Source organism: Nocardia sp. NPDC004860 (assembly GCF_040609015.1).
Classification (GTDB): Bacteria; Actinomycetota; Actinomycetes; order Mycobacteriales; family Mycobacteriaceae; genus Nocardia.
The window spans coordinates 16,464-41,658 of the sequence record NZ_JBEXJI010000044.1 but is presented as its reverse complement, the minus strand read 5'-3'; the positions used below and the strand labels follow the sequence as shown (position 1 = coordinate 41,658).

The following is a 25,195-nucleotide window of genomic DNA, read 5'->3' as shown; positions in this document are numbered from 1 at the left end:
CACCCCGTAAATGGGAGCGATGCCTCCTCCGAACGCATTACCGCATGAGTGCGTCCCGGTGAATTAGGCTGCCCACGTGGACGACACCGGAGCCGCCGACGCAGCGCGACCGCACCCGCACGAGCCGCACGACGAGGGCCTCGCCGCCCGCCTCAACTGGTTGCGGGCCGGCGTGCTGGGCGCCAATGACGGCATCGTCTCCACCGCAGGCCTGGTGGTCGGTGTCGCCGCCGCGTCCACCGACTCCAGCGCCATCCTCACCGCGGGCGTCGCGGGTCTGGCCGCCGGCGCCATCTCCATGGCGGTCGGCGAATACGTCTCGGTCAGCACCCAGCGCGACTCCGAGCGCGCCCTGCTGTCCAAGGAGAAGCGGGAACTGGCCGAGGAGCCGGAATACGAACTGGCCGAACTGACCCAGATCTACCGGGCCAAGGGACTGTCCGCCGAGACCGCCCGCCAGGTGGCCCAGGAACTCACCGCACACGACGCCTTCGCCGCCCACGCCGAGGCCGAATTGGGTTTGGACCCACACGAACTCACCAATCCGTGGCAGGCCGCGCTGTCGTCGGCCGTCTCCTTCACCATCGGCGCCATCCTGCCGATCCTGGCCATCCTGCTGCCCCCGACCCAGTGGCGCATCCCCGTCTGTTTCGCCGCCGTGCTGGTGGCGCTGGCCCTGACCGGGTCGGTGAGCGCCCGGCTCGGTGGCAGCAATCCACGCCGCGCCGTGCTCCGGGTGGTCATCGGTGGTGCGCTGGCCATGGCGGTCACCTACGGAATCGGCCAGCTGGCAGGGGTTTCCGGACTCTAGCCGGAGGTCCGGCCCGAATCATCCGGCGGCGCGGGCGGATTCGCCGGCCCACCATCCGGGCCCACCGGCGCCGGGATATTCACCGGATGCGGCGCGACGGGCGCCGGAATCACCACTGGCGGAGCCGGATCCGAGGCCCGTCCCGGAGCGGACGGGACCTGTTCGGCGGGAGGGGCGTTGGGCGGGCGCGGGGCGGGCGCGACATTGGGCGGATGCGGAGCGGGCGCGAAATGGTCGTGCCGCGGGCGGGGAACATTCACGATCGAGGTATCGGCGATCGGGCGACCACCGGACGAGGTGAGCCAGATGCCCGCCCCGACAGCCACCGCCATGAGGACGGCGGCCAGGACCACGCGGACCAGCCGCCGGGGATCGATATCGCCTTGGTCGCGCCGGATCTCGTCTGCCGTGCCCAGCATGGCTGTCCTCCTTCGGTTTCCGGCCGCGACAACTAGGGAGCGGGCGGGGGCGGGGGTGGCACCAGGAACGGGAGGATCGGGGCCAGAATGTCCGGCAGTGCGGGGGCCGGTGGTGGAGGCGGCGCCGCGGGAGCGGGTGCGGGCGGCTCGGGAGCCACCTGGACCGGCGCGGGCGAAGGGACGTATTGCTCGGTTTGCGGGGCGGGGGCGGGGGCGGGGGCAGGGGCAGACGCGGGCACAGGCGCAGAGGCGGGTGCAGGATTCTGCGCTGCGGCCGGGGCGGGCGGGGGTGGTGACGGAGCGGCGGAGGTGGCAGACCGGGGCGCCTGGGGCTGCGCCTTGACGGACACCGGGGCGGTGGACGTGGAAGCCGGTGGGGTGTCCGGTGTTTCGGCGCCGCCGGGTCTGTCGAGCGCGGCCAACATGGTGCCGCCGATGAAGGCGATGATCACGCTGAACGAGAGGACCAGGAGGCCGCCGAGCACCTTGGCGGGCATCGTCCCCACCGCGGTCAGACCAGGGGTCCCGTCATTCGCGGCGACGGCGGGCTCCTCCCCCGCCGCACCGGGTCTCTCGCGTACCGCGCCCACCGCCATCGGGGAACTCCTTCGGCTCGAAGCACACGCCCGTAGATCCGAAATGCTTCTCCTTCAAGGCACGGTACACAGATTTGCTGATTATCTGAACCGGCTACAAGGTAAGGAAATAGTTCCAGGTAGATATCTATCCGAACCGATTGCCGGAAAGTTGCGCTCAATTCAGGGTGAGCACCACCTTGCCGAACGGGTCACCGGTCTCGAAGTATTCGAACGCCTCGACCGCCCGCTCGAACGGATACACCCGATCGATCACCGGCCGCATGCCGTGCTCGGCCATGGTGCGGTTCATGAACTCCAGATCCGCCCGGCTGCCCACCGCGACGCGGCGCAAGCCGACATACTTGCCGCCCAGCGGATCGGCGGGCTGCTGCCCCGGCTCGGCCGGAAAGGCCCCGATCAGCACGACCTCGCCGTTGTAGGCCGTGGCCGCAAGGGATTTCGCCAGCGTCCGCTTGCCCACCGCCTCCACCACGCGCTCTACACCCAGGCCGTCGGTGAGCTCCAGCACCACCCGCTCCCAGTCCGGGGTCACGGTCCGGTCCACCACCTCGTCCGCGCCCAGCTTGCGCAGGCGCTCACCCTTCTCCGGCGACGAGGTGAGGGAGATGACCTGCGCGCCCAGCATTTTCGCGTGCTGCACCGCGAAGAGGCCGACCGGACCCGAGCCGACCGTGAGCACGGTGTCGCCGGGGCCGACCGGCACCGGCTTGGTCACCGCGGCCCAGGCCACCAGACCCGCGCAGGTGAGGGCCGCGGCTTCCGCGTCGGTGAGATACGGCGGCACCTGCACCACCGAATCCTCTTCCAGCAGCACATAGGTCGCGAGCCAGCCGTCGTGGGTCGCGCCGTACTGCTCACCGCTCAGCGCCTGGGTCTGCGGGCCGTCGTTCCAGCCGACGAAGTAGGTGCCCATCACCCGGTCGCCCAGCGCCGTGCGGGTCACGCCCGCACCCAGGCCGATCACCTCACCGACGCCGTCCACCAGCGGCACCACGCCCGGCCGGGCCGCCACCGGGTAGGTGCCCTCCATCAGCATGATGTCGCGCCGGTTCAGGGAGGCGGCGCGCACCCGCACCAGCACCTGATGCGGTCCGGGGACCGGCGCCGCCTGCACCGCCATGCTCAATCCGGCCATGCCGCGCAGCGGATCCAGGTGGTAGGCAACACCATTCGGGTTCTGATCATGTCCATCGCTCATGGCTCCGAGTCTGTGCCGCGCCGGCCGCCGCCGCGATTCCCTGCAGGGAATGATCAAGACGCGGCTGCCCTGCCGTGTGACGATTCCCCGGAGGGAATCGCGACGCGACACCCCCTCGAACACAGTGGAGGTATGACGACCATGGCCCCGGCCACGACCACACCGTTCGCACAGCAGCTCCGCGGCTGGCGGACACGGCGGCGGTTGAGTCAGCTCGATCTGGCCATCGCCGCCGAGACCAGCCAGCGGTATCTGAGCTTCCTGGAGCAGGGGCGCTCGCAGCCGGGACGGATCATGGTGGTCCGCCTGGCCGAGGTGCTGGGACTGTCCCTGCGGGAGCGCAACGCAATGCTGCTGGCGGCCGGTTATGCGCCGATCTTTCCCGAATCCGCGCTGGACGCACCGGAACTCGACGCGGTCCGGCATGCGCTCGACACCATCCTGCAGGGGCATCTGCCGTATCCGGCCGTGGTGACCCGGCCGTTCGGCGTGCTGGTGGCGGCCAATCCCGGATTCGAGCTGCTGACCGAGGGCTGCGCACCGGAACTGCTGGAGCCCCCGATCAATGTGCTGCGGCTGGCCCTGCACCCGGACGGGCTGGCCCGGCGGGTGGAGAACCTGCCGGAGTGGGGGCGGCACGTCACCGACAGCCTCCGCAATCGCGCGGGCCGCAGCCCCGATCCCGCGCTGGACGCGCTCATCGCCGAACTCGACGGCTATCTGCCGCCGGTGGAACCGGGCCCGGGACATCTGGGTTTCGCCGTACCGCTGCGACTGCGGTCCGAGGCCGGCGAGCTGCGGCTCATCACCACTGTCACCTCGTTCGCGACGGCCACCGACATCACCCTGTCCGAGCTGCACCTCGAGGCGTTCCTGCCCGCCGACCAGGCCACCTCCGACCACTTGCGCGCCCGCTTCGCCCGCGCGTAGACGCCGATCGGAGCTCGATTCCGGCCGGATGCTTGTCGCCGAATACTCGTAGACGTATATTCGTAGACGAGTAAGGAGGTGCCGGATGGCCCGCAAGCGCAAGGTCGCCAATCTGATGGGGCTGGCGGTGCTGTCCGCCGTCGTCGTCGAACCCATGCATCGATACGAGATCGCCGCGCAGTTGCGGGCATGGGGCAAGGACAACGACATGGGCGTCAAGTGGGGCTCGCTCTACACGGTCGTGGACAACCTCGCCAAGCACGGCTTCCTCGAGATCGCGGGCAGCGAACGCGACGGCGCCCGGCCGGAACGGACCATCTACCGGATCACCGACGCCGGGCGCGCCGAACTCACCGACTGGACCAGGGAACTCATCGCCGACCCCGAGCCGGAGAAGCGCCGCTTCATGGCCGGGCTGTCCGTCGCGTCGGTGCTGCCGCCCGACGAGGTCGTCGACCTGCTCACCCAGCGAATCACCAAGCTGGACCGGACCATTGCCGAGAACCGCACCCAATTGGCCGCCCTGGACGGCACGGTGCCGCGGCTGTTCCTGATCGAAGAGGACTACGAGCTGGCCATGCTGGCGGCGGAGTCCGAATGGGCACGCGCGCTGCGCGATTCGCTCGCCGACGGCAGCTTCCCGGACGTGGAGGGCTGGCGGGCCTGGCATCGCGACGGCGTCATGCCCGCCGACATCGCCGAGCCGGCGGAAGGGGGAGCCGACACACCGCAGTCCCAGCACGACTGATCCACATGGACCGGGCCCCGGCGAGGGTGCTGCAACACCGCCGCCGAAGCCCGGGAACACACCGTCTCGAACCGCGTCCGTGCAGGCGAACCCGGCGCCGAGTTTGGCAACTACAGGATAACTGGGTTCTCCACGCGCGGGACGGTTCGGGGTTTTCGACACCCTGCGAACACTTCTCGGGAGAGAACCATGTCCATTCGTTCCGCACTCGTCGTCGGCGGCGGCATCTCCGGCCCCGTCACCGCCACCGCGCTCCACAAATCCGGTATCGACGTCACCGTCTTCGAGGGCTATCCGGGTCCCGCCTACGGCATCGGCTCCAACCTGGCGCTCGCGCCCAACGGCGTGGCCGCGCTCGACATCGTCGGGGCCGGCAACGCGGTGCGCGCCCACGCGGTGCCCATCAGCCGATCCTCGATGTCGGTCAACGGCAAGCGATTCGAGCTGCCCGGCATGACCGGTATCGAGCCGCTGCGGGTGATCGACCGCGCCGACCTGCACCGGGTACTGCACGACAGTGCCGTCGCCGCCGGGGTGCGCTTCGAGTACGACAAGCGGCTCATCGAGGTGGAGGAGCACGCGGGCGGGGTGACCGCCATCTTCGCCGACGGCAGCAGCGCGACCGCGGATGTCCTCATCGGCGCGGACGGAATCCGCTCCACCGTGCGCACCCTGGTCGATCCGAAAGCCCCCGGGCCGACGTATCTGCGCATGCTCAGCTTCGGCGCGTACACCGACTGCCCGATCGACCTGGAGCCGGGCATGATGACCTTCGCCTTCGGCCGGCGCGCCTACTACCTGTACTGGGCCATGCCCGACGGGCGGGTCTCATGGGGCGCGAATCTGCCCAGCGAGCAGTACTACTCGCTGACCGAGGCCCGGGCCGTCCCCGCCGAGCAGTGGCTGCGCACGCTGCGCGAAACCTACGCCGGGGAGGATCCGGGCGAGCAGCTGGCCCGCAGCACGACCCCGGCGCAGTTGGCCGTGATCGGCGCCCTGCACATCATGCCGCCGGTGCCGCACTGGTACCGGGGCCGGCTGGTACTCACCGGCGACGCCATCCACGCGCCCAGCAACACCTCCGGGCAGGGGGCATCGCTGGCCATCGAGAGCGGGATCGAGCTGGCCCGGTGCCTGCGCGATATCGACGATCCGGCACGGGCTTTCGCCACCTACGAGGCGCTGCGGCGGCCGCGGGTGGAGGGGGTCGCGGCCCGCGTCGCCCGGATGAACCAGACCAAGGCCGCCGGGCCCGTCGCCCGCAAGGCCATGCAGCTGATGATGCCGCTGCTGTTCAAGCGGATGGATCCGGAGAAGATGCTGGGCGGTGAGCAGCGCTTCCGGATCGACTGGGACGCCACCGTGCGGCCCGCCACCGTGTCCGCCTGACCCTCGAGCGGCTCGGCCGCCGAAAGCCGATGCCCCGCTGCGTATTCCGCGGCGGGGCATCGGACGCCACGGTCAGCGCACCGGCAGGACGTCCGGGCTGCGCCGCCTGCGGCGCGACCCGCGCCTCGACAGCGACAGCGCCCGCACTCCGGACGCGGTCGCCGAAACACCCTGCACGTATTGCAGATACGCGGGTAGGTAGGTCATGGTGCCCGGCAGCGCGAAGCCGACGATGAAGCTCAGGATCGAGCACACCGTGAACACATTGCTTCGGTCGCCAGCTCAGGTGGTCGGTGAACAGCCCGCCCAGCGTCGGCCCGATGTGTGGCAACGACACGGCACCTCGGCCACGCCAGCAGAGCGACCGATCAGTTCGTGTGCGGCACCGGTCAGTTCGCGCGCACCGCGTACCCGCCGAGCGCGGGTTCGAGGGTGTCGAAGGCCGCGGCCACCTGCTCGCCCAGCAGCGCGGCGATGGCGTCGTTCGACTCTCCCGCGACCGTCCGCCGCAGCACCTCCTCGAACAGGGTGCGATGCACGCCGCCCAGCAGCGCGGCCGCGAGCCGGGCAGTGAAATCATCTGCGGTGCAATCGGTTTCCCGCGCCAGCACCTCGGCCAGCCGCCGCTCCCGGTCCTCGTGGAACTCCCGCAGCCGCGCCACCAGCGCGGGGCTGCCGGTGATCAGGGCGGCGAAGTCCGACCCGGAGAATCCGGCGAGCACGGCATCCTGGTCGGCGACCGCGGCCAGATACACCCGCCGCAGCGCGGCCAGCGCCGACTCACCGGCCCGCCGCTCGCGCACCGTGACCGCCGGACCCGCGACGAAGGCGTCGTGAATATCCAGCACCAGGTCTTCCTTGCGCGGGAAGTAGTTGGTCACGGTCATCTTGGCCACCTCGGCCGCCTCGGCGATCTCGGCGATGGTGACATTGTCGTAGCCGCGGTCCAGGAACAGCCGGGTGGCGGTGTTCGAGATGTTCTGTCTGGTCTGCAGCTTCTTGCGCTCGCGCAGGCCCAGCGGCGCGGCGGTGGGCGGAGATGCCATGAAACCATTATCATCACCATTTTATGACTGTCACAAGTTTGCCTCGGCCCGCGAGGGCTACCGCCGGAACTTACTCTGAAGTAAGGTCGAACAAACGACTCGAATTGTGAGGTCAGCAGCCATGGCATGGAAGCCCAGCGAAATCCCGGACCAGACCGGACGCACCTTCGTGATCACCGGCGCCAACGGCGGGCTCGGCGAGCAGACCACCAAGGCGCTCGCGGGCAAGGGCGCCACCGTCATCATGGCCTGCCGCAATGCCGCCAAGGCCCAGGAGGTGGCCGACCGCATCGAGGGTGACGTGAAGGTGGCGAGCCTGGACCTGGCCAGCCTCGACTCGGTGCGGCAGTTCGCCGAGGGCACAGGCGATTTCGACGTGCTCATCAATAACGCGGGCCTGATGAACATCCCGTTCTCCCGCACCAAGGACGGCTTCGAAACCCAGTGGGGCGTCAACCATCTCGGCCACTTCGCCCTGACGGGGCTGCTGCTGGACCGGATCGCCGACCGGGTGGTCACCCTGGCCTCCATCGCCCATAAGCAGACGCCCAAGCTGTGGATCGACGACCTCAACTACGAGCACCGCCGCTACCAGCGCAATCTCGCCTACGCGCAGGCCAAGCTGTCGAACCTGATGTTCGCCCGCGAACTGCAGCGGCGGCTGACCGAGGCCGGTTCGGCCAAGCGCTCCTACGCGGTACACCCGGGCGTCTCGGCGACCGATCTGTTCGCCCACACCGAAACCGTCCTCGACAAGATCTCGAAGCCGTTCATCCGGATCGTGGGCCAGTCCCCGTACCACGCGGCCTACTCCTCGCTGTTCGCCGCGACCAAGACCGACGCCGACCCGACCGTCTACTGGGGTCCCACCCGCTGGTTCGGCAGCCAGGGCCCGGTCGAGCCCTCGCCGTCCAGCAAGATCTCGCAGGATCCGGAACTGCAGCGCCGGCTCTGGACCGAGTCCGAGCGTCTGACCGGGGTCACCTACAAGTTCTGAGCTTCGTGCCCGGGGCCCGTCGCATCATCCGGTGCGGCGGGCCCTGCTGTTACCCACCTCCTACTACGCAGTGCGTAGTACCCAGGTACCGTGGAGTGCGTGTCCGCTCCTCATCGCCGCCCGGCTCTGATCGTGTTCGTGGTCGTGGCGTTCGCGGCATGCCTGGGGCTGGGCTACTGGCAGTGGACCCGTTTCGAGTCCGGCGGCGGCACCTATCAGAATCTCGGCTACGCGCTGCAATGGCCGCTGTTCGCCGGATTCGTGGTGTGGGCCTACGTCCGATTCGTGCGCCTGGAGCAGCAAGCCGAGCAGGACGACGCTCCGGTGTCCGAACCGGCCGCCGCGTCCACGCCGGCCGGCGCCCCCGCCGACCGGCCGCGCCGGCCGAGACCCACGGCGCCGCGCGAAATCCCGGCGGGCCTGCTGCCGGAGCGCCCGAAAGCCGCCCGGGACGAGGATCCCGAGCTCGCCGAATACAACAGGTACCTGGCCGATCTGCACGCCCGCGACATGGACGACAAGGTCCGTGACGCCGGTCTGCACCACACCGAGAGGAGCGCCGGTTGAGCACCCGCGACAACTCCGCACCATCCCCCGTCGCCGGTGACACCACGCTGGCACCCCGCCCACTCGGCGCCGCCGCGCCCGCGAAGATCCGCGGCGCGCTGACCCGCTACCGCGCGCTGGCCTACATCACCGGTGTCTGGCTGCTGGTGCTGTGCGGTGAGATGGTCTACAAGTACCTCATCCTCGACGACAGCGGCACCGCCCCGCACTGGCTGTTCTACATCGGCCAGGTGCACGGCATCTTCTACATGATCTACCTGGTCTTCACCATCGACCTCGGCATCAAGGCCCGCTGGAAGCCCGCCACCACGGCCCTGACCTGCATCGCGGGCACGATCCCGTTCCTGTCCTTCGTCTTCGAGCACTACCGCACGCGCGAGGTCAAAGCGGCCTTCGGCCTCTGACTGCGCGACACACGAACACGCGACACACGAACAGCCGAAAGGGGTTCGGGGACCTGGTCCCCGAACCCCTTTCGCGTCTACGGGAATTCAGTTGGCGGCGAGGGCCGCCAGCGCCGGGAGGAGCTGACGCAGGGCGCGGCCGCGGTGCGAGGCGGCATCCTTCTCGGCCGGGGTGAGCTGGGCGGAGGAGACGTCGCCGCCGTCCGGGAAGAACAGCGGGTCGTAGCCGAAGCCGCCGTCGCCCACCGGCTTCCGGCCGATCACACCCGGCCATTCGCCGCGCACGACCTCCTCGACGCCGTCGGCGACCAGGGCGCAGGCGGAGACGAAGCGCGCGCCGCGGCGCTCGTCGGGGACGTCGCCGAGCTGGGCCAGCAGCAGGGTGTTGTTGGCCCCGTCATTGCCGTGAGTACCGGACCAGCGCGCCGACAGCACGCCGGGCATGCCGTTGAGCGCATCCACCTCGAGACCGGAATCGTCTGCGACGCAAGGCAATCCGGTGGCAGCGAAACCGTCGCTGGCCTTGGCGAGGGCATTGCCCTCGAAGGTGGCGGCGGTCTCGGGGGCCTCGTCGTAGGGCGGCACGTCGTTCAGCCCGACGATCTCGATGCCCGCGATACCGGCCTCATCCAGGATGCGGCGCAGCTCGTTCAGCTTCTTGGCATTGCGGCTGGCGACCAGGACGCGGCGGGTCATCGCTTCTTGGACTCCCCGGGCTCCGGCAACACGCCGGGGTACGGCAGCGCGAGGGCGGCCTTCTGCACCACGAACAGCTGCTCACAGCCCGCCAGCGCGGAATCGAGCAGCTTGTCCAGGGTGGAGCGCGGGAAGGTGGCGCCCTCGCCGGTGCCCTGGATCTCCACCAGGGTGCCGGTGTCGGTGGCGACCACGTTCATGTCGACCTCGGCGCGCGAATCCTCCTCGTACGGCAGGTCGAGGCGCACCCGGCCGTCGACCACGCCGACGCTCACCGCGGCGATGGCGCAGGAGATCGGTTGCGGGTCGGTCAGTTTCCCGGCCGCGCCCAGGTAGGTGATGGCGTCCGAGAGCGCGACATACGCGCCGGTAATGGCGGCGGTGCGGGTGCCGCCGTCGGCCTGCAGCACGTCACAGTCCACCGCGATGGTGTTCTCGCCGATGGTCGACAGGTCGATGCAGGCGCGCAGCGAACGGCCGATCAGCCGCGAGATCTCCTGGGTGCGGCCACCGACCTTGCCCTTCACCGACTCTCGTCCCGAGCGGGTGTGCGTCGCGGCGGGCAGCATGGCGTATTCGGCCGTCAGCCAGCCCAATCCGGACTCGCGCCGCCACGGCGGCACCCCGTCGGTGACGCTCGCGGTGCACATCACCCGCGTCTGCCCGAACTCCACCAGCACGGACCCCGCCGGGTGCGTGGTGAAACCGCGGGTGATCCGTACGTCGCGGAGTTCGTCATCCGCCCTGCCATCGGCTCGTTTCGACACGGCCCTCAGCGTAGTGGCCCACGATCCGCTGTCGCCCGCGCCCCGCTGAATAGCGTCGGCGCGTGCCGAAGATCAGATGTCGAAGACCTCGCCCGGGGAGACCGCGTGCACGGGACCGTTGAAAACCGCCTTGGCTTCGGCGATGACGTCCTCGCGGGAGGTCCACGGGGGAATGTGGGTGAGGAGAAGTTCGCCGACACCGGCCTGGGCGGCGATCAGGCCCGCCTCGTGGCCGGAGAGGTGGATGCCCGGCGGGCGGTTGGCCGGGTCGTGTGTCCAGGAGGCCTCGGAGAGCAGAACGTCTGCGCCGCTGGCCAACTCGAAGACCTCGTCGCACAGGGCGGTGTCGCCGGTGTAGACGAGGGTGCGGCCGGCGGCGGTGGAGATGCGCAGGCCGTAGGACTCCGGCGGGTGGTACATGCGGCGGGCCTCGACGGTGTGGCCGGGGCCGAAGGGCGCCGGAACATCCGCCTGCCAGACCCGCATGTCGATCACATCGGACCAGTCGTCGGTCTCGCCGCCGATCTCCGCCGAGGCGTTGCCGATTCGCAGCGCGGTATCGGTGGGGCCGTAGACGACGGCCTTACCCGTGGGCGGATTGGGGTGGTAGCGGCGCCACACCAGCAGGCCCGGCAAATCCAGGCAGTGGTCGGCGTGCAGGTGGGTCAGGAAGATGTCGACCTCACCCGGATCCAGGTGGCGCTGCAGCGCGCCGAGTACCCCGGGGCCGAAATCGATGACGGTCGGTGTCATATCCGGGCCGGTCAGCAGGTAACCCGACGCCGGGGAATCCGGGCCGGACACGCTGCCCGAGCACCCGAGGACGGTGAGGCGCATTCCCCCATGCTGCCACGCTGCATTCTCACTCAAGGAGGGATCCCCCAAATCGCCGACCGCGTCCAGCGTCACCCCTGCGACGCGAGACGGCCGGCGTCAGCCCCACGACGATGACGACGTTCATTCCCAGAGAGTACCCATCCGGCAACCACTCCACCTATCGCCCCGAAAAGATGTCCTTGCCAAGAGATTTCCGGGTTGCCGGGCAGAACGCCCCACAGGATCGAACCGTAGAGCACCGCCACCGCCACTCCGACCGCGATCTGCAACACATTTCGCGCGAACCAGCCCCAGCAGATCAGATATGTGAGCCAGCCGAACACCAGCACCGAGGCGCCGACCGACACGCTGTGCGGCGGCGCCGTGAACCACTGGCCCACCCCGGCGATCACCCAGATGATGGCCGTCGCCGTCAGCCCCCGCCCGATCCCGGTCAGCAGGGTGAGCAGTCCGAGCACGATCACGGGCAGTGTGTTCCCGAACAGATGCCCCCAATTGGCATGCAGCACAGGCGCGAACAGAATGCCGGGCAGCCCGTCCTCGCTGCGCGGCTTCACCCCCGCCTGATCCAGCTCGTTGCCGGTGAGGCTGTTGACCCCCTCCACGAGATACAGCAACGCCGTGAATCCCAGGGTCAGCACAATGGCACGCTGCCACAGCAACTTCAGAGCACCATTCCCGTCCGACCCGCCCGCCGGCTTCGCCAGCTGCCCTCGCAACCGCGCGATCCGATCCGGATCGAACGACGCGCCCATCCCGCTCCCGCCGCTCATAGCAAGACCTCCTAGCCGCCCTGCCCCGAGCCTACCGCCGCACCGAGCCGGACCGCCTCGGGGAAATCCCCGAGGCGCCGGGGCCGAGTCAGGCCCAGAGCTGGCCGTCGAGCTTCTCCTCGGCCTCTTCGAGGGTGCCGTCGTAGGCGCCGGTGGAGAGGTATTTCCAGCCGCCGTCGGCGACGATGAAGGCGATGTCGGCGCGCTTGCCCGCCCGCTGTGCCTTCTTGGCGACGCCGAGGGCGGCGTGCAGGATCGCGCCGGTGGAGATGCCCGCGAAAATGCCCTCTTCGAGGATCAATTCGCGGGTGCGGCGGACGGCGTCGTAGGGGCCGACCGAGAAGCGGGAGGTCAGGACGGACTCGTCGTAGAGCTCGGGGACGAAGCCCTCGTCGAGATTGCGCAGGCCGTAGACCAGTTCGCCGTAGCGCGGCTCGGCCGCGACGATGTCGATGCCGGGGACCTTTTCACGCAGGAAGCGGCCGGTGCCCATGAGCGTGCCGGTGGTGCCCAGACCCGCCACGAAGTGCGTGATCTCGGGCAGGTCGGCGAGGATCTCGGGACCGGTGGTCTCGTAGTGCGCCAGCGAGTTGGCCGGATTGCCGTACTGGTAGAGCATCACCCAGTCCGGATTCTCCGCGGCGATCTGCTTGGCCAGCGCCACAGCCTGATTGGAGCCGCCCTCGGCCGGGGAGTCGATGATCTCGGCGCCGAACATGGTGAGCAGCTGCCGCCGCTCCACCGAGGTGTTCTCCGGCATCACGCACACCAGGTGATAGCCCTTGAGCTTGGCCGCCATGGCCAGCGAGATACCGGTATTGCCGCTGGTGGGTTCGAGAATCGTGCAGCCGGGCGTGAGCCGCCCGTCGGCCTCGGCCTGCTCGATCATGCGCAGCGCCGGGCGGTCCTTGATGGATCCGGTCGGATTGCGGTCCTCGAGCTTGGCCCACAGCCGCACGTGCTCGTCACCGTCCCACTGCGGGGACAGGTTCTTCAACCCCACCAGCGGGGTGTTGCCCAGTGTCGCGATCAGCGACTCGTAGCGCGCCACGATTAGCGCGCGCCGCCGGCGACCGCCGGGAGGATGGTGACGGTGCCGTTCTCGGGCACCTCGGCCTCGAGCCCGCCGCTGAAGCGGACATCCTCGTCGTCGACGTAGATGTTGACGTAGCGGTTGAGCTTGCCGTCCTTGAGCAGCTTCGCCTCCAGGCCCGGGTAGTTGGCCTCCAGGTCGGCGATGAGGGCGGCCAGGGTCGCGCCCTGGGCCTGAACCCGCTTCTCACCCTTGGTGATCGGACGCATGATGGTCGGGATGGACACGGTGACCGGCATGAGGGGGACTCCTTGTGTTGTTCCGGCGGGCGGGGTGCGCTGAAAGTCGTTCAGGCGTCGGCGGATTCGCTGTAGGCAGCGACGATCTCGACAGGTTCCTCGGTGACCTCGCCCTCGAGGATCCGATAGCTGCGCAGGTCGTGCCGCTCCGGATCGCGGGTGGAGATCAGCACGTAGTGGGCATTGGGCTCGGACGCGAAGGCGATGTCGGTGCGGCTCGGATACGCCTCGGTGGCGGTGTGTGAGTGGTAGATGACCACCGGCTCCTCGTCGGCGGCATCCATCTCCCGCCACAGCCGCAGCTGCTCACCCGAGTCGAACTCGTAGAAGGTGGGCGAGCGCGCGGCATTGATCATGGGGATGAACCGCTCGGGCCGATCGGAGCCCTCGGGACCGGCGATGACACCGCACGCCTCGTCGGGATGGTCGGCGCGCGCGTGCGCGACCATCGCCTCCACGAGGTCGGCCCTGATCACCAGCACAGTCGCATCCTTCCGCTCGACGCCCCCGGCCGAACGGCCGAAACGCTGTCGTCAACAGGTGAGACTAGGCGGCTATTCCCGATGAACCCGGTCACACCCCGGTGCCCCGCACCCGTCACGGCAGCGATCCGAACAGGTCACGGTAGGCGGGGATGCCCGCCACCGAGGTCGCGGACAGGATCGCGTCCACGATCGCGCGCTCCACGCAGACCGCCGCGGCCGTGCACAGCTGGTCCAGGATCAGCAGATCAGCGGGGAAGGCCGGCGGCATCGGAAGCGCTGGCGGCTGCTCGGCGGTGCCGGTGGCCAGCGCGAACAGGGTGTCGCCGTCCAGCGGCGAATGCGCGGGCCGGACAGCCCGGGCCAGCCCGTCGTGCGCGGTCGCGGCCAGCCGCTTGCAGGCCGCGGGATCCAGCGCCGCGTCGGTCGCGACCACGCCGATGGTGGTGTTGAGCACGGTTCCCTTCACCGCGAGGGCATTCGCGGCCGCCAGCTGTTCGGCGGTGGCCGGGCGCAATCCGAAATGCTCGGGGCCGTCGGTGCCCGCGCCCCACGGCAATCCGGTGCGCGGGTCGAAGACCGAGCCGACCGGATTGGCCACGATCACCGCGCCGACGGTGATGCCCGCCGCCGGGCCGTCGGTGAAACGCACACTGGCCGTGCCGATCCCGCCCTTGATCGACCCCGCCCGCGCGCCCACGCCCGCGCCGACCGACCCGCGCTCGAACGCCGGGTCCGCCGCCTCCGCCGCCAGGAAACCGAAATCGGCGTCGGGCCGAATGTTCCACGCCCCCACCGGAAGATCGAAGATGACGGCCGCGGGCACGATCGGCACCACGCGGGACGGGTCGGCGGGATCCATCGGGATCCCTTCCCGGTGCTCCTCCAGCCAGCGCATGACGCCGTCGGCCGCGGCCAGCCCGTAGGCGCTGCCGCCGGTGAGCAGGATCGCATTCACCTGCCGCACAGTGTTTCCCGGGTCCAGCAGGTCGGTCTCGCGGGTGCCCGGACCGCCGCCCCGCACGTCCACCGCGGCCACGGCCCCGTCCGGCACCCGCACCACCGTGCAGCCGGTGGCCGCACCGGACCCGAGGGTGGCGTTCGCATCCAGCACGTGGTACTGACCGACCAGGACGCCGTCGACGTCGGTGATCGAATTACGTGGTCCCGCACCACTGTTCACGGCAGTTCCTCCTCGGTGGCCACGTCCGCTGCCCTAGGGCGCGAGCGCCTGGATCAGTGAGTCCTGCATCCAGGTGAGCCAGTGGTAGACCTCGAGGCTCGGCCCGCGCGGATCGTCGTCCGGGAAATGGTCGGGCGTGTCGGCGGTGATGTCCAGGGCCGTGCCGAGGGCCAGCCGCACGTCGTTGAGCGCGGTGAGCCAGGCGTGCGCCTGTTCCTGGCTGATGATGATCTTGCCGCCCTGCGGCGGCAGTGTTTCCAGGATGACCAGCCCGGCGGCCACCTTGGACTCGATGATCTCCGGTTCGTGCAGGCTGCGCAGGGCGCTGTTGAGGCCGGCGCGCTCGGCGTCGGGGGAACCGGGTTCGGGACGATGGAAGTCCGGCAGCAGCCGGGCCAGCCGCGGATCATCGGGCGGTTCGGTGTTGCCCGTCTGTAGCCCGGTCAGCTCCGCGAGGTCGTCCTCGGGCGCCGAACGGGCCCGATCGGTGAGCAGTCCGGTGACGGCCCCGACCAGCGAACGCAATACCTCCGCCTCGTGGGCGTCCATTTCCGAACGCAGTTTCGGCCCGCCCAGGGAGGTCTTTCTGCTCCACTTCCGCACGGGGTTACCGTAGTCGTCCTGTTCACTCGTCACGTTGCATGGTGGCCCACAGCCCGGCCGCGTGCAGCCGTTGGACGTCGTGCTCCATCTTGTCGCGCGAGCCGGCGGACACCACGGCCTTGCCCTCGTTGTGGACCTTCAGCATCAGCTCGGTTGCCTTGCCTTTGCTGTAGCCGAAGAGCTTCTGGAAGATGTAGGCCACGTAGTGCATGAGGTTGACCGGATCGTCCCATACGACGGTCACCCACGGCCGGTCCTCGGCCTCCAGAATCTCAGAGTATTCAATGGCCTCCGGTGTCGCCTGTGCCGCCGACATAGTCACGTTGACGCCCGCCGGACCGGCGGCGACCCGGACAACGTCCTGATTACACAGACCCATAACAACCAGGGTACGACCTGAGAACACAGAAACAACAGCCCGCGCGACACGCCGTCCCGACGTGGACGTGAGATCGATGCCCGGGCGTGGCGCACGGTCGGTGGGACGGCCGTCGATGTGCTTAGAGTGTTCCCGTGATGATCGCGGACGGACTGACCAGTACGGCCTTACTGACCGACCAGTACGAGCTCACCATGCTGTCGGCAGCATTGGCCGACGGTTCGGCCCAGCGGCAGTGCACCTTCGAAGTATTCGCTCGCAGGTTGCCGAACGGCCGGCGCTACGGCGTGGTCGCGGGGACCGGGCGGTTGCTGACGGCCCTGAGCGAATTCCGTTTCGGCGAACCCGAACTCGCGATCGCCGGCCGTTTCCTGGACAACCGCACCCTGGAGTGGCTGCGCGACTACCGCTTCCGCGGCGATATCGACGGCTACCGCGAGGGCGAGCTCTACTTCCCCGGCTCCCCGATCGTCACCGTGCGCGGCACCTTCGCCGAATGCGTGCTGCTGGAAACCCTCATCCTGTCCATTTACAACCACGACAGCGCCATCGCCGCCGCGGCCGCCCGCATGGTGAGCGCCGCCGGCGGCCGCCGCATGATCGAAATGGGTTCGCGCCGAACACACGAACTCGCCGCCCCCGCCAGCGCCCGCGCCGCCTACCTGGCCGGTTTCGACGCCACCTCCAATCTGGAGGCGGCCCGCAGCTTCGGTGTCCCCAGTGGCGGCACCAGCGCACACGCCTTCACTCTGCTGCACAGCGGCGCGGACGGCGCGCACGAGGCGGCCGCCTTCCGCAGCCAGGTCGAGGCGCTGGGCGTGGGCACCACGCTGCTCGTCGACACCTTCGACATCACCCGCGGGGTGGCCACCGCCATCGAGGTGGCCGGGCCCGAATTGGGCGGTGTACGCATCGATTCCGGTGATCTGGGTGTGCTGGCCCGGCAGGTGCGCGAGCAGCTCGACGCGCTGGGCGCGGTGCGCACCCGCATCGTGGTGTCCGGTGACCTGGACGAATACGCCATCGCCGCGCTGCGCGCCGAACCGGTGGACGTCTACGGCGTCGGCACCTCACTGGTCACCGGCTCCGGCGCGCCGACCGCGGGCATGGTCTACAAGCTGGTCGAGGTGGAGGGCATCCCGGTGGCGAAACGCAGCTCCCACAAGGAGTCTCGCGGCGGCACCAAGCGCGCGGTCCGGCTGGCGCGGCGCACCGGCACCATCGTCGAGGAAATCGTCTACCTCGCCGCCGCGGCCCGCCCGGATCCGGACGGCTTCGATATCCACGACGTCCAGGTCCCGCTGGTCCGCGACGGCGAGGTGCTGACGGGCCGGCCCACCCTGGCGCAGAGCCGGGAACTGGTGGCCAAGAGCCTGATCAGCCTTCCCTGGGAGGGCCTGAAGCTGTCGGCGGGCGAACCCGCGATTCCGACGACGTTTCTGAGCTGACCCGCCACCACAGCCCCGCCGCGATCACCGCGGCGGGCGCGGCGAACAGGGCCGTGCGCACCAGCGCGCCCAGCAAATCGCCGGCCTCGAACGAGATCTCGTGCCACGCCAGATTCGCCACCACACTGGCGATCTCGAACGCCACGAAGAACCGCAGGGCCATCAGTGCGGCACTTTTCATCATTTCCCCCGTTACCTCTTTCGCCTCGGCCGCGATGGAGCGACCGATGCTGCCGTGGACCGGCCGGGCGCCGGGCGGCACAATGCAATACGAGCGGCGCGCCGTCGTGGTTCAGCCGCCGATTCCCGGGAGGTCCGCTCATGAGCCGAGCCCTGATCGTCGTCGACGTCCAGAACGATTTCTGTGAAGGCGGATCACTGGCCGTCGCGGGCGGCGCGGCCGTGGCCGAGCGCATCACCGAATACCTGGGCGTCTCCGACTACACCGCCATCGTCGCCACCCGCGACTTCCACATCGACCCGGGCGCGCACTTCTCCGAGCAGCCCGACTACGTCGACACCTGGCCCCCGCACTGCCGCGTCGGCACTCCCGGCGCCGACTTCCACCCCAGCCTGAACACCGGGCCCATCCGGGAGATCTTCTCCAAAGGCGCGTACACCGCGGCCTATTCGGGCTTCGAGGGCACCGCCACCGACGGCTCGACCACCCTCGCCGACTGGCTGCGCGCCCACGCCATCGACGCCGTCGACGTCTGCGGCATCGCCACCGACCACTGCGTCCGCGCCACCGCCCTGGACGCGCGCGCCGCAGGCTTCGACACCCGGGTCCTGCTCGGCCTCACCGCCGCCGTCTCCCCCACGACCCTGGCCACCGCCCTGGACGAACTCCGTGCCTCCGGCGTCGAACTGGCCGGAACACTGGAGAACTGACTCACTACCCGGGTGGGTGCGAAGTCCTGCCTCTGACCGGCGGAAATCGGTCCTGCTGGGCGGCCGGTAGAGGTTTGCGCGAGGGTTGTCGGGGCGGCGCAGTAATCTGGCCGCCGTGCCTGAACTGCCTCCCGTCCCGAAGCTGTTGGCCACCGCTGTGCAGGCGTTGGGGGGTAAGGAGCGCAAGGGGCAGCAGACGATGTCGGCGGCTGTCGCGCACGCCATCGACACCGGCGAGCACCTGGCGGTGCAGGCGGGGACGGGCACCGGGAAGTCGCTGGCGTATCTGGTGCCGAGTCTGCGGCACGCGGTGCGGACCGGGCGGACCGTGGTGGTGTCGACCGCGACCATCGCGTTGCAGCGGCAGCTGGTGGACCGCGATCTGCCACGGCTGGCCGATGCGCTCGCGACGCCGCTGGGGCGGGTGCCGCAGTTCGCGATTCTCAAGGGGCGCAACAACTATCTGTGCCTGAACAAGATCAACAGCGCGATTCCGGAGGAGCCGGAGGCCGAACTCTTCGACGCCTTCGCCATTTCCAAGCTGGGCCGCGAGGTACAGCGGCTGAACGAGTGGGTGTCCGACACCGAGACCGGCGACCGCGACGAGCTCGCCCCCGGCGTCAGCGATCGGGCCTGGCGGCAGGTGAGCGTGAGTTCCCGGGAATGCCTGGGCAAGTCGCGCTGCCCGTTCGGGCAGGACTGCTTCGCCGAGAAGGCCCGCGCCGAATCCGGGCAGGCCGATGTGGTGGTCACCAACCACGCACTGCTGGCCATCGACGCCATCAGCGGCATCCAGGTGCTGCCCGAACACGATGTGGTGGTGGTCGACGAGGCGCACGAGCTGGTGGACCGGGTGACCGGCGTGGCCACCGCCGAACTGTCCACCTCGGCCATCAGCGCCGCGGCCAAGCGGTGCTCGAAACTCATCGACGAGCAGGAGGTGGACCGGCTCGAGGGTGCGGCCGAGGCCTGGCACGAGCTGCTCGACGACCTGCAGCCCGGACGCTGGGACCGGATGCCGGACGGCGCGGCCCCCGTGCTCGCGCTCATCCGCGACGCGGCCTGGAACGCGCGCACCGCCCTGGCGCCGCAGGGCGGAAGTTCCGCCACCGGCGACCCGGAATCCGCGGCGGCCCGCAATCAGGCGCTGGCGGCCGTCGAGGAGGTGCACGACGCGGCGGTGCGGGTGCTGACCACCTTCGAGGAGTCCGATCCCGCCGCGCACCGCGATGTCATCTGGCTGGCGTCGGAGGATGTGCGCGGAGTCGCGCGCCGCACACTGCACATGGCCCCGTTGTCGGTGGGCGGGCTGCTGCGCAGCCGCCTGTTCGGTACGGCCACCGTGGTTCTCACCTCGGCGACGCTGCAGATCGGCGGCTCGTTCGACAATCTGGCGGTGACCTGGGGCCTGCCGCCGCAGTCCGCGGCGACTGTGGACCCGGCGCTGGCCACCGGCACCGAGGCCCCGTCGGACGAGAAGACGCTGCGCTGGAATTCGGTCGACGTGGGTTCGCCCTTCGACCACGCCAAGTCCGGAATCCTTTATGTGGCAAAGCATTTGCCCGCGCCGGGACGGGACGGGCTGCCGCAGTCGTATCTGGACGAGATCGAACGTCTCATCCGCGCGGCGGGCGGGCGCACCCTCGGGCTGTTCTCGTCCATGCGAGCGGCCAAGGCGGCCACCGAAATTCTGCGGGAGCGTCTCGACACTCCCATCCTGTGCCAGGGTGACGACGCCACCGGCGCCCTTGTCCGGAAATTCGCCGAGGACCCGGAAATCTCCCTCTTCGGGACCCTTTCACTGTGGCAGGGCGTGGACGTTCCCGGCCCGTCGCTGAGTCTGGTGATCCTGGACCGGATTCCGTTCCCGCGCCCCGACGACCCGCTGCTGGTGGCGCGTCAGCGCGCGGTGGAATCGCGAGGTGGCAATGGATTCCTGTCGGTCGCGGCCAATCATGCGGCACTGCTGCTGGCGCAGGGAACGGGCCGTTTGCTGCGCAGTGTGGACGATCGCGGCGTTATCGCAATTCTGGATTCGAGACTGGCGACGGCGCGCTATGGCGGTTATCTCCGAGCATCATTACCACCATATTGGGAAACATCCGATCCCCAAGTTGTGACAAAAGCTCTCGAAAGACTGACAAATAGTGTCGCGCAAATGAAATGAGCTTGTGAGAACAGTCACAGGGGTGGTTCCTACTTCCGATCAGAAGTAAATTAGCCTTCGATACTCCGGTGAACCCCCCAATTCCCACATCGGACGTGTCCGTCGTCCCCGCGCCAAGCCCTGCACGCGGCGCGGGGACACCGAAACTTTCTTCCCGGCCTACTTCACCGCGAGGGTGATGAGCGCGGCCACCACGCCCAGCGCGACCGCTCCGGCGCCCCAGACCAGACCCTGGCGCTGCCACGGGCGGCCGGAGTCCAGCGACAGCCGGCCCGGCCCCGCGAAGGCGAAGGCGGCGGCCGCCACGGCGTACACCGCCGGCAGCTCCCACATTGCGAATCCGCCACTCCAGGTGGCGTGCACGGCATTGATCATGGTGCCCAGCGCGATGGCGCCGGCCAGCGGCGTCAGCAGGCCCAGCATCAGCAGCAGCCCACCGGTCAGTTCGCTCAGGCCGGCCAGGGTGGCGAAGAACTTGCCCGGGTCGTAGCCCATGCCCTGGAAGCCCTGCGCGGTCGCGTCCAGGCCGTAGCCGTTGAACCAGCCGAACAGCTTCTGGGTGGCGTGCACGACCAGTCCGCCGCCGAAGCCCAGCCGGGCGACCAGCAGGCCGATATCGGTGCCGCCGAGGCCGTTCGAGGCGGTGGCTCGGGCGGTGGCGTTCACGGTTGCGGTCATGTCGGGGTCCTCGTCTCTCGGGTCTGTACGGCTCGGCGGCGATCTTATCCGGACCGTGGTCCGTTTTGGAGCCTACAGCAGGTCAACAACAAGACCGGGCGCGAGGCTGTTCCGCCTCGCGCCCGGAAAGGGATTTCAGGGCCGGCCCCTGAGAGTCGGCTCTACTTGGCCAGATACCAGAAGTAGTAGAGGAACACGGCCATCAGCACCCACATGACCGGATGCACCTCGCGCGCACGCTTCTTGGCCACCATGACGATCGGGTAGAACAGCAGGCCCATCGCGATGCCGTTCGCGATCGAGTAGGTCAGCGGCATCATGATCACGGTGATGAACGCCGGGACCGCGTATTCCAGCCTGTTCCACTCGATTTCGCCCAGCGCCCGGGACATGAGCACGCCGACCACGATGAGCGCGGGCGCGGTCACGGCCGACACGTCGGCGAAGGTGGCGAAGATCGGGAAGAAGAACAGGGCGATCAGGAACCAGCCGGCCGTGGTGACCGCGGTGAGGCCGGTGCGGCCGCCCGCCGAAACACCCGCGGTGGATTCGACGTACGCGGTGGTCGAGGAGGTGCCGATGATCGCGCCCGCGGCGGTGCCGACCGAGTCGGCGGCCAGCGCCTGGCCCGCGCGGTCCAGCTTGCCGTCCCTGGTGAGCAGCCCGGCCTGGTTGGCGACGCCGATCAAGGTGCCGGAGGCGTCGAAGAAGTCGACGAACAGCATGGTCAGCACGACGACCACCATTTTCCCGGTGAAGGCGTCGGGCAGGTGGATGATGGCCTGGCCGAAGGTCTGATCCAGCCCGTGCGGCATCGCGGCGACCGAATTCGGCAGCTGCACCAGGCCGGTGACGATGCCGAGCACGGTGGTGCAGAGGATGCCGTAGAGCACCGCGCCGTGCCAGCCGAGCGTCAGGAAGACGACGGTCACGACCAGGCCGAAGAGCGCCAGCAAGGTGGTGCCGTGATGGAAGTTGCCCAGGTGTACGAGCGTGGCCGGGTCCGAGGTGACGATGCCCGCGCTCTTGAGACCCAGGAACGCCACGAACAGGCCGATGCCCGCGCCGACCGCGAGCTTCATCTGCATGGGGATGGCTTCGATGATCTTCTCGCGCACCTTGGTGACGGCGAGGACGAAGAACACGACACCGGAGATGAGAGTGCCCGAAAGTGCTTGCTGCCACGGGATTCCCATGTGCAGGACGACCGTGTAGGCGAAGAAGGCGTTGAGGCCCATGCCCGGCGCGAGCGCGACCGGGTACTTGGCCCACAGGCCCATGACCAGGGTGCCGAAGATGGCGGCGACGGCGGTCGCGGTGAAGACGGCCTGGAACGGCATGCCCTTGTCGCCGAGGTCTCCGTGGTCGCCCAGGATCCGCGGGTTGACGGCGAGCACATACGACATGGCCAGGAACGTGATGGTTCCCGCCATGACCTCGCGCTTGAAGGTGGAACCGTGTTCGCTGATGCCGAAGTACGCGTCGACGCGCCCCTTGGTACGCGTGAGGACGTCGGTGGTCATGTGGGGTGTCTCCAGTCGGCGGGAGGGTAGAAGGCTGCCGTGGGGCACCGTACTGGTCCGGATGGCACGATCTGTCACTGACCCTGCGAATTGTGGGCAATCCCACCTGCCTGAGCGTTGTTTTTCCGGTGCCGCCAGCGCAATTAGTCGGCTATTTAAATAACTACCGGCCGGTAATCTAAGAGTCTTGACCCCTATTGCCTGGAACGTTACAAATACGTATTCCGCCGGAGGTGTTCAGGGGAACCGGCCAGGCAGAAGTAGTACGCCAGTGGTAACCGATGTCATCGACGCGGTCGCGGACTTCGCGATCGACCGCCAAGCGATCTGGGATGTCCTGGTCGACCCGCAGACCTACCCCCGGCTATTTCCTGGAATCGGCGCGTGCGAACAACTCGACACCGCCGATACGCATCCCACGCTGAATATGCGCGTCGGGGGCAATGGCATCGAAATCCGGGTGTTGCGAGTGCAACTGCACCTCACCCGCACCGGCGAGAGCTTCGAGCTGCACTGCCCCGAACAGGGCAGCTTCGCTACCGTGCGGCTGCGCGGCGATACGCAGCACACCCGGATCTACGTCACCTACTTCAAGGCCGCGCTGGTGCATCCGCTGCCCGCGCAGCTGCCGAACTCGGCGGTGGTGGCCTGGACGCTGGCCGCGCTCCGGCGGGTCGGCGACCTGGTCCAGGGCACGCCGTCCTCGCTCATCGTCAATGGCGAGGATTCGCGGATGCGGCTGCAGGCCGGGGTGGTCAAGCGGATGGTCGCCTCCGGTGTGGTGCGCACCTACCGGCCGGATGTGGGTCTGCGGCAGATCGGCGGACTGGCCAAGTGGGGCTTCAGCCTGGCCGGCGGCTACGCGGCGGGGGCCGCGCACTCGCCCCAGCGGCCGGCCGTCATCGACGACCGGTATTCCAGCACCTTCGACCAATTGCACGCGCGCAGTAGCGCTCTGGCGGGAGCCTTCGCCGCGCTGGGGTTCGGGCCCGGCACCGCGATCGGGCTGCTGTGCCGCAATCACACCGGCATGGTCGAGTGCATGGTGGCGGCGGGCAAGTCGGGCGCGGACGCGGTGCTGCTCAATACCGGGCTGCCCGCACGGCAGGTCGAGGAGATCGTGGAGCGGCATCGGCTGTCGGCGCTGTTCGCGGACGGTGAATTCGAGCATCTGGTGCGGTATCTGCCCACCGAGCTGCCGCGCTTCACCACCGACGACGCGACAGCGGATCCCGGGCGCACCACCATCGAGGAACTCATCGCCATGCGCCAGGAACCGCCGCGCAAGCCGCCGCGGCCGGGCCGGCTGGTGGTACTCACCTCGGGGACCAGCGGCACGCCGAAGGGCGCGCGGCGGCCGCACCCCAAGGGTTTCGGGACGGTGGCGGCGCTGCTGTCGCGAATTCCGTTCGGCACCAACGAGACCATGTTCATTCCGGCCCCGCTGTTCCACACCTGGGGGCTGGGAGCCCTGCAGATCTCCACGGCCGTCCGGGCGACGGTGCTGCTGGGCGACCGCTTCGACGCCGAGGACTGCCTGCGCCGCATCGCCGAGCACAAGGTGACGGCGTTGATCGTGGTGCCGATCATGGTGAACCGGATCCTGGATCTGCCCCAGCATGTTCGCGCCCGCTACGACCTGTCCAGCCTTCGCATCGTGGCCAGTTGCGGGGCGCCGCTGGCCGGTGCGACGGTGCTGGCGTTCCTCGACGCCTTCGGCGAGATCCTCTACAACGTGTACGGCTCCACCGAGGTGTCGTGGGCCTCCATCGCCGATCCGGCGGATCTGCGCGTATCCCCGACCACCGCGGGCCGGCCGCCGCTGGGCACGAAACTCGCGGTGCTGGGCCCGGATCGGCGTCCGGTGCCGGTGGGGGCGACCGGGCGCATCTTCGTCGGCAATCACATGCTGTTCGACGGCTACACCGACGCCACCCCGCCCGACGAGGCCGACGGCATGCTCGACACCGGCGACATCGGCTATCTGGACGCCTCCGGCAAGCTGTTCGTGGCCGGCCGCGACGACGAGATGATCATCTCCGGCGGCGAGAACGTCTTCCCGCGCGCCGTCGAGGAGGCCCTCTCCCATCTGCCGCAGGTGAGCGAGGTCGCCGTGGTGGGCGTCCCGGACCACGAATTCGGCCAGCGCCTGGCCGCTTTCGTGGTCAAACGCCCCGGCTCCGGCCTCGACTCCGACATGGTCCGTAACTACATCCGCCACCGCGTCAGCCGCTTCTCCGTCCCCCGCGACGTCACGTTCCTGGATGCGTTGCCCCGCAACCCCACCGGGAAGATTCTCAAACGGACGCTGATCGCGCCCACCTGATC

At 69.1% G+C, this 25,195-nt stretch carries 29 protein-coding genes; 11 read left to right on the top strand and 18 right to left on the bottom strand.

The features are described from left to right. Positions 1 to 76 precede the first annotated feature (76 nt). Positions 77 to 811 (top strand): VIT family protein, encoded by a 735-nt coding sequence (locus ABZV44_RS42855; RefSeq protein WP_354850250.1) that lies wholly within the window; start codon positions 77 to 79, stop codon positions 809 to 811. Here ABZV44_RS42855 and ABZV44_RS42850 read toward each other — a convergent pair. The 3 genes from ABZV44_RS42850 to ABZV44_RS42840 form a co-directional block, all read right to left on the bottom strand. Continuing rightward, a complete protein-coding gene (locus ABZV44_RS42850) occupies positions 808 to 1,230 on the bottom strand; it encodes a hypothetical protein (protein WP_354850248.1) in 423 nt (140 codons plus the stop codon). The two genes, ABZV44_RS42855 and ABZV44_RS42850, sit on opposite strands and share 4 nt — an antisense overlap. Before the next feature lie 32 nt (positions 1,231 to 1,262). Further along, a complete protein-coding gene (locus ABZV44_RS42845) occupies positions 1,263 to 1,826 on the bottom strand; it encodes a hypothetical protein (RefSeq protein ID WP_354850246.1) in 564 nt (187 codons plus the stop codon). A 157-nt stretch (positions 1,827 to 1,983) separates the two neighbouring features. Next, complete coding sequence (locus tag ABZV44_RS42840) at positions 1,984 to 3,027, bottom strand: NAD(P)-dependent alcohol dehydrogenase (protein ID WP_354850243.1); 1,044 nt, start codon at positions 3,025 to 3,027, stop codon at positions 1,984 to 1,986. A gap of 132 nt (positions 3,028 to 3,159) precedes the next feature. Between ABZV44_RS42840 and ABZV44_RS42835 the strand changes: the two genes are divergently transcribed. The 3 genes from ABZV44_RS42835 (at position 3,160) to ABZV44_RS42825 (ending at position 6,094) form a co-directional block, all read left to right on the top strand. Continuing rightward, on the top strand, positions 3,160 to 3,957 hold the full coding sequence (locus ABZV44_RS42835) for a helix-turn-helix transcriptional regulator (protein WP_354850241.1): 798 nt from the start codon (positions 3,160 to 3,162) through the stop codon (positions 3,955 to 3,957). 85 nt (positions 3,958 to 4,042) lie between these two features. Further along, positions 4,043 to 4,705: a PadR family transcriptional regulator gene (locus tag ABZV44_RS42830; RefSeq protein ID WP_354850238.1), complete on the top strand. Its 663-nt coding sequence runs from the start codon at positions 4,043 to 4,045 to the stop codon at positions 4,703 to 4,705. 189 nt (positions 4,706 to 4,894) lie between these two features. Then, the gene (locus tag ABZV44_RS42825; RefSeq protein WP_354850235.1) at positions 4,895 to 6,094 is read left to right on the top strand and encodes an NAD(P)/FAD-dependent oxidoreductase; all 1,200 of its coding nucleotides are present in this window, start codon (positions 4,895 to 4,897) and stop codon (positions 6,092 to 6,094) included. 72 nt (positions 6,095 to 6,166) lie between these two features. Here the strand turns inward: ABZV44_RS42825 and ABZV44_RS42820 are convergent, their stop codons facing one another. Both ABZV44_RS42820 and ABZV44_RS42815 read right to left on the bottom strand, forming a co-directional pair. Further along, on the bottom strand, positions 6,167 to 6,349 hold the full coding sequence (locus ABZV44_RS42820) for a hypothetical protein (RefSeq protein WP_354850232.1): 183 nt from the start codon (positions 6,347 to 6,349) through the stop codon (positions 6,167 to 6,169). A 134-nt stretch (positions 6,350 to 6,483) separates the two neighbouring features. Further along, a complete protein-coding gene (locus ABZV44_RS42815) occupies positions 6,484 to 7,140 on the bottom strand; it encodes a TetR/AcrR family transcriptional regulator (protein WP_354850230.1) in 657 nt (218 codons plus the stop codon). A 121-nt stretch (positions 7,141 to 7,261) separates the two neighbouring features. On the opposite strand from ABZV44_RS42815, the gene ABZV44_RS42810 reads away from it, so the two are divergent. The 3 genes from ABZV44_RS42810 to ABZV44_RS42800 all read left to right on the top strand — a co-directional run bounded on the left by ABZV44_RS42810 (position 7,262) and on the right by ABZV44_RS42800 (position 9,108). Further along, entirely contained in the window at positions 7,262 to 8,137 is an 876-nt protein-coding gene (locus ABZV44_RS42810) for an oxidoreductase (RefSeq protein WP_354850228.1), read from the top strand. Between the two features lie 99 nt (positions 8,138 to 8,236). Continuing rightward, complete coding sequence (locus ABZV44_RS42805) at positions 8,237 to 8,704, top strand: transcriptional regulator (protein WP_354850225.1); 468 nt, start codon at positions 8,237 to 8,239, stop codon at positions 8,702 to 8,704. A 47-nt stretch (positions 8,705 to 8,751) separates the two neighbouring features. Beyond that, positions 8,752 to 9,108, top strand: a complete 357-nt coding sequence (locus tag ABZV44_RS42800; protein WP_354850312.1) for a DUF3817 domain-containing protein — start codon at positions 8,752 to 8,754, stop codon at positions 9,106 to 9,108. 87 nt (positions 9,109 to 9,195) lie between these two features. On the opposite strand, the gene ABZV44_RS42795 is transcribed toward ABZV44_RS42800, so the two are convergent. From ABZV44_RS42795 to clpS, 10 genes are all read right to left on the bottom strand, one after another. Next, a complete protein-coding gene (locus ABZV44_RS42795) occupies positions 9,196 to 9,804 on the bottom strand; it encodes a non-canonical purine NTP pyrophosphatase (RefSeq protein WP_354850222.1) in 609 nt (202 codons plus the stop codon). Next, positions 9,801 to 10,571, bottom strand: coding sequence for a ribonuclease PH (gene rph, locus ABZV44_RS42790; RefSeq protein ID WP_354850219.1), 771 nt, complete (start codon positions 10,569 to 10,571; stop codon positions 9,801 to 9,803). Before rph ends, ABZV44_RS42795 begins: the two co-directional genes overlap by 4 nt. Before the next feature lie 72 nt (positions 10,572 to 10,643). Further along, complete coding sequence (locus ABZV44_RS42785; protein ID WP_354850216.1) at positions 10,644 to 11,408, bottom strand: cyclic nucleotide-degrading phosphodiesterase; 765 nt, start codon at positions 11,406 to 11,408, stop codon at positions 10,644 to 10,646. A 68-nt stretch (positions 11,409 to 11,476) separates the two neighbouring features. Next, positions 11,477 to 12,181, bottom strand: a complete 705-nt coding sequence (locus tag ABZV44_RS42780) for a rhomboid family intramembrane serine protease (protein WP_354850213.1) — start codon at positions 12,179 to 12,181, stop codon at positions 11,477 to 11,479. Between the two features lie 88 nt (positions 12,182 to 12,269). Then, positions 12,270 to 13,232: a cysteine synthase gene (locus ABZV44_RS42775; protein WP_354850210.1), complete on the bottom strand. Its 963-nt coding sequence runs from the start codon at positions 13,230 to 13,232 to the stop codon at positions 12,270 to 12,272. Positions 13,233 to 13,234: 2 nt separating this feature from the next. Further along, positions 13,235 to 13,513 (bottom strand): MoaD/ThiS family protein, encoded by a 279-nt coding sequence (locus ABZV44_RS42770; RefSeq protein WP_354850207.1) that lies wholly within the window; start codon positions 13,511 to 13,513, stop codon positions 13,235 to 13,237. 50 nt (positions 13,514 to 13,563) lie between these two features. Continuing rightward, the gene (locus ABZV44_RS42765) at positions 13,564 to 13,995 is read right to left on the bottom strand and encodes a M67 family metallopeptidase (protein ID WP_354850204.1); all 432 of its coding nucleotides are present in this window, start codon (positions 13,993 to 13,995) and stop codon (positions 13,564 to 13,566) included. A gap of 115 nt (positions 13,996 to 14,110) precedes the next feature. Next, positions 14,111 to 15,178, bottom strand: coding sequence for a P1 family peptidase (locus tag ABZV44_RS42760; protein ID WP_354850201.1), 1,068 nt, complete (start codon positions 15,176 to 15,178; stop codon positions 14,111 to 14,113). A gap of 33 nt (positions 15,179 to 15,211) precedes the next feature. Beyond that, the gene (locus tag ABZV44_RS42755) at positions 15,212 to 15,781 is read right to left on the bottom strand and encodes a DUF2017 domain-containing protein (protein WP_354850310.1); all 570 of its coding nucleotides are present in this window, start codon (positions 15,779 to 15,781) and stop codon (positions 15,212 to 15,214) included. Between the two features lie 22 nt (positions 15,782 to 15,803). Continuing rightward, the gene (clpS, locus tag ABZV44_RS42750; RefSeq protein WP_354850307.1) at positions 15,804 to 16,097 is read right to left on the bottom strand and encodes an ATP-dependent Clp protease adapter ClpS; all 294 of its coding nucleotides are present in this window, start codon (positions 16,095 to 16,097) and stop codon (positions 15,804 to 15,806) included. Between the two features lie 200 nt (positions 16,098 to 16,297). Between clpS and ABZV44_RS42745 the strand changes: the two genes are divergently transcribed. Continuing rightward, complete coding sequence (locus tag ABZV44_RS42745) at positions 16,298 to 17,608, top strand: nicotinate phosphoribosyltransferase (protein ID WP_354850304.1); 1,311 nt, start codon at positions 16,298 to 16,300, stop codon at positions 17,606 to 17,608. Here ABZV44_RS42745 and ABZV44_RS42740 read toward each other — a convergent pair. After that, positions 17,538 to 17,870: a hypothetical protein gene (locus ABZV44_RS42740; protein ID WP_354850198.1), complete on the bottom strand. Its 333-nt coding sequence runs from the start codon at positions 17,868 to 17,870 to the stop codon at positions 17,538 to 17,540. The genes ABZV44_RS42745 and ABZV44_RS42740 overlap by 71 nt on opposite strands. Before the next feature lie 59 nt (positions 17,871 to 17,929). On the opposite strand from ABZV44_RS42740, the gene ABZV44_RS42735 reads away from it, so the two are divergent. Then, positions 17,930 to 18,499, top strand: coding sequence for an isochorismatase family protein (locus ABZV44_RS42735; protein WP_354850195.1), 570 nt, complete (start codon positions 17,930 to 17,932; stop codon positions 18,497 to 18,499). Positions 18,500 to 18,614: 115 nt separating this feature from the next. Beyond that, positions 18,615 to 20,666 carry an ATP-dependent DNA helicase gene (locus ABZV44_RS42730; protein WP_354850192.1) on the top strand — a complete coding sequence of 684 codons (2,052 nt, stop codon included), beginning with the start codon at positions 18,615 to 18,617 and terminating at the stop codon, positions 20,664 to 20,666. Between the two features lie 159 nt (positions 20,667 to 20,825). Here the strand turns inward: ABZV44_RS42730 and ABZV44_RS42725 are convergent, their stop codons facing one another. Both ABZV44_RS42725 and ABZV44_RS42720 read right to left on the bottom strand, forming a co-directional pair. Beyond that, positions 20,826 to 21,344, bottom strand: a complete 519-nt coding sequence (locus tag ABZV44_RS42725; RefSeq protein WP_354850189.1) for a DoxX family protein — start codon at positions 21,342 to 21,344, stop codon at positions 20,826 to 20,828. Between the two features lie 161 nt (positions 21,345 to 21,505). After that, entirely contained in the window at positions 21,506 to 22,867 is a 1,362-nt protein-coding gene (locus ABZV44_RS42720) for an NCS2 family permease (RefSeq protein WP_354850186.1), read from the bottom strand. Between the two features lie 271 nt (positions 22,868 to 23,138). On the opposite strand from ABZV44_RS42720, the gene ABZV44_RS42715 reads away from it, so the two are divergent. After that, positions 23,139 to 25,193, top strand: a complete 2,055-nt coding sequence (locus ABZV44_RS42715; protein WP_354850184.1) for an AMP-binding protein — start codon at positions 23,139 to 23,141, stop codon at positions 25,191 to 25,193. The last annotated feature ends 2 nt before the right edge of the window (positions 25,194 to 25,195 follow it).

Excerpts from the sequence above, each read along its gene's own strand:
- ABZV44_RS42770 (WP_354850207.1), bottom strand. The coding sequence starts at position 13,513 with ATGCCGGTCACCGTGTCCATCCCGACCATCATGCGTCCGATCACCAAG.
- ABZV44_RS42815 (WP_354850230.1), bottom strand. The coding sequence starts at position 7,140 with ATGGCATCTCCGCCCACCGCCGCGCCGCTGGGCCTGCGCGAGCGCAAG.
- ABZV44_RS42825 (WP_354850235.1), top strand. The coding sequence starts at position 4,895 with ATGTCCATTCGTTCCGCACTCGTCGTCGGCGGCGGCATCTCCGGCCCC.
- ABZV44_RS42840 (WP_354850243.1), bottom strand. The coding sequence starts at position 3,027 with ATGAGCGATGGACATGATCAGAACCCGAATGGTGTTGCCTACCACCTG.
- ABZV44_RS42835 (WP_354850241.1), top strand. The coding sequence starts at position 3,160 with ATGACGACCATGGCCCCGGCCACGACCACACCGTTCGCACAGCAGCTC.
- ABZV44_RS42780 (WP_354850213.1), bottom strand. The coding sequence starts at position 12,181 with ATGAGCGGCGGGAGCGGGATGGGCGCGTCGTTCGATCCGGATCGGATC.
- ABZV44_RS42785 (WP_354850216.1), bottom strand. The coding sequence starts at position 11,408 with ATGCGCCTCACCGTCCTCGGGTGCTCGGGCAGCGTGTCCGGCCCGGAT.
- ABZV44_RS42850 (WP_354850248.1), bottom strand. The coding sequence starts at position 1,230 with ATGCTGGGCACGGCAGACGAGATCCGGCGCGACCAAGGCGATATCGAT.
- ABZV44_RS42830 (WP_354850238.1), top strand. The coding sequence starts at position 4,043 with ATGGCCCGCAAGCGCAAGGTCGCCAATCTGATGGGGCTGGCGGTGCTG.
- ABZV44_RS42745 (WP_354850304.1), top strand. The coding sequence starts at position 16,298 with ATGATCGCGGACGGACTGACCAGTACGGCCTTACTGACCGACCAGTAC.
- ABZV44_RS42795 (WP_354850222.1), bottom strand. The coding sequence starts at position 9,804 with ATGACCCGCCGCGTCCTGGTCGCCAGCCGCAATGCCAAGAAGCTGAAC.
- ABZV44_RS42735 (WP_354850195.1), top strand. The coding sequence starts at position 17,930 with ATGAGCCGAGCCCTGATCGTCGTCGACGTCCAGAACGATTTCTGTGAA.
- ABZV44_RS42845 (WP_354850246.1), bottom strand. The coding sequence starts at position 1,826 with ATGGCGGTGGGCGCGGTACGCGAGAGACCCGGTGCGGCGGGGGAGGAG.
- ABZV44_RS42810 (WP_354850228.1), top strand. The coding sequence starts at position 7,262 with ATGGCATGGAAGCCCAGCGAAATCCCGGACCAGACCGGACGCACCTTC.
- ABZV44_RS42725 (WP_354850189.1), bottom strand. The coding sequence starts at position 21,344 with ATGACCGCAACCGTGAACGCCACCGCCCGAGCCACCGCCTCGAACGGC.
- ABZV44_RS42720 (WP_354850186.1), bottom strand. The coding sequence starts at position 22,867 with ATGACCACCGACGTCCTCACGCGTACCAAGGGGCGCGTCGACGCGTAC.
- clpS (WP_354850307.1), bottom strand. The coding sequence starts at position 16,097 with ATGTCGGCGGCACAGGCGACACCGGAGGCCATTGAATACTCTGAGATT.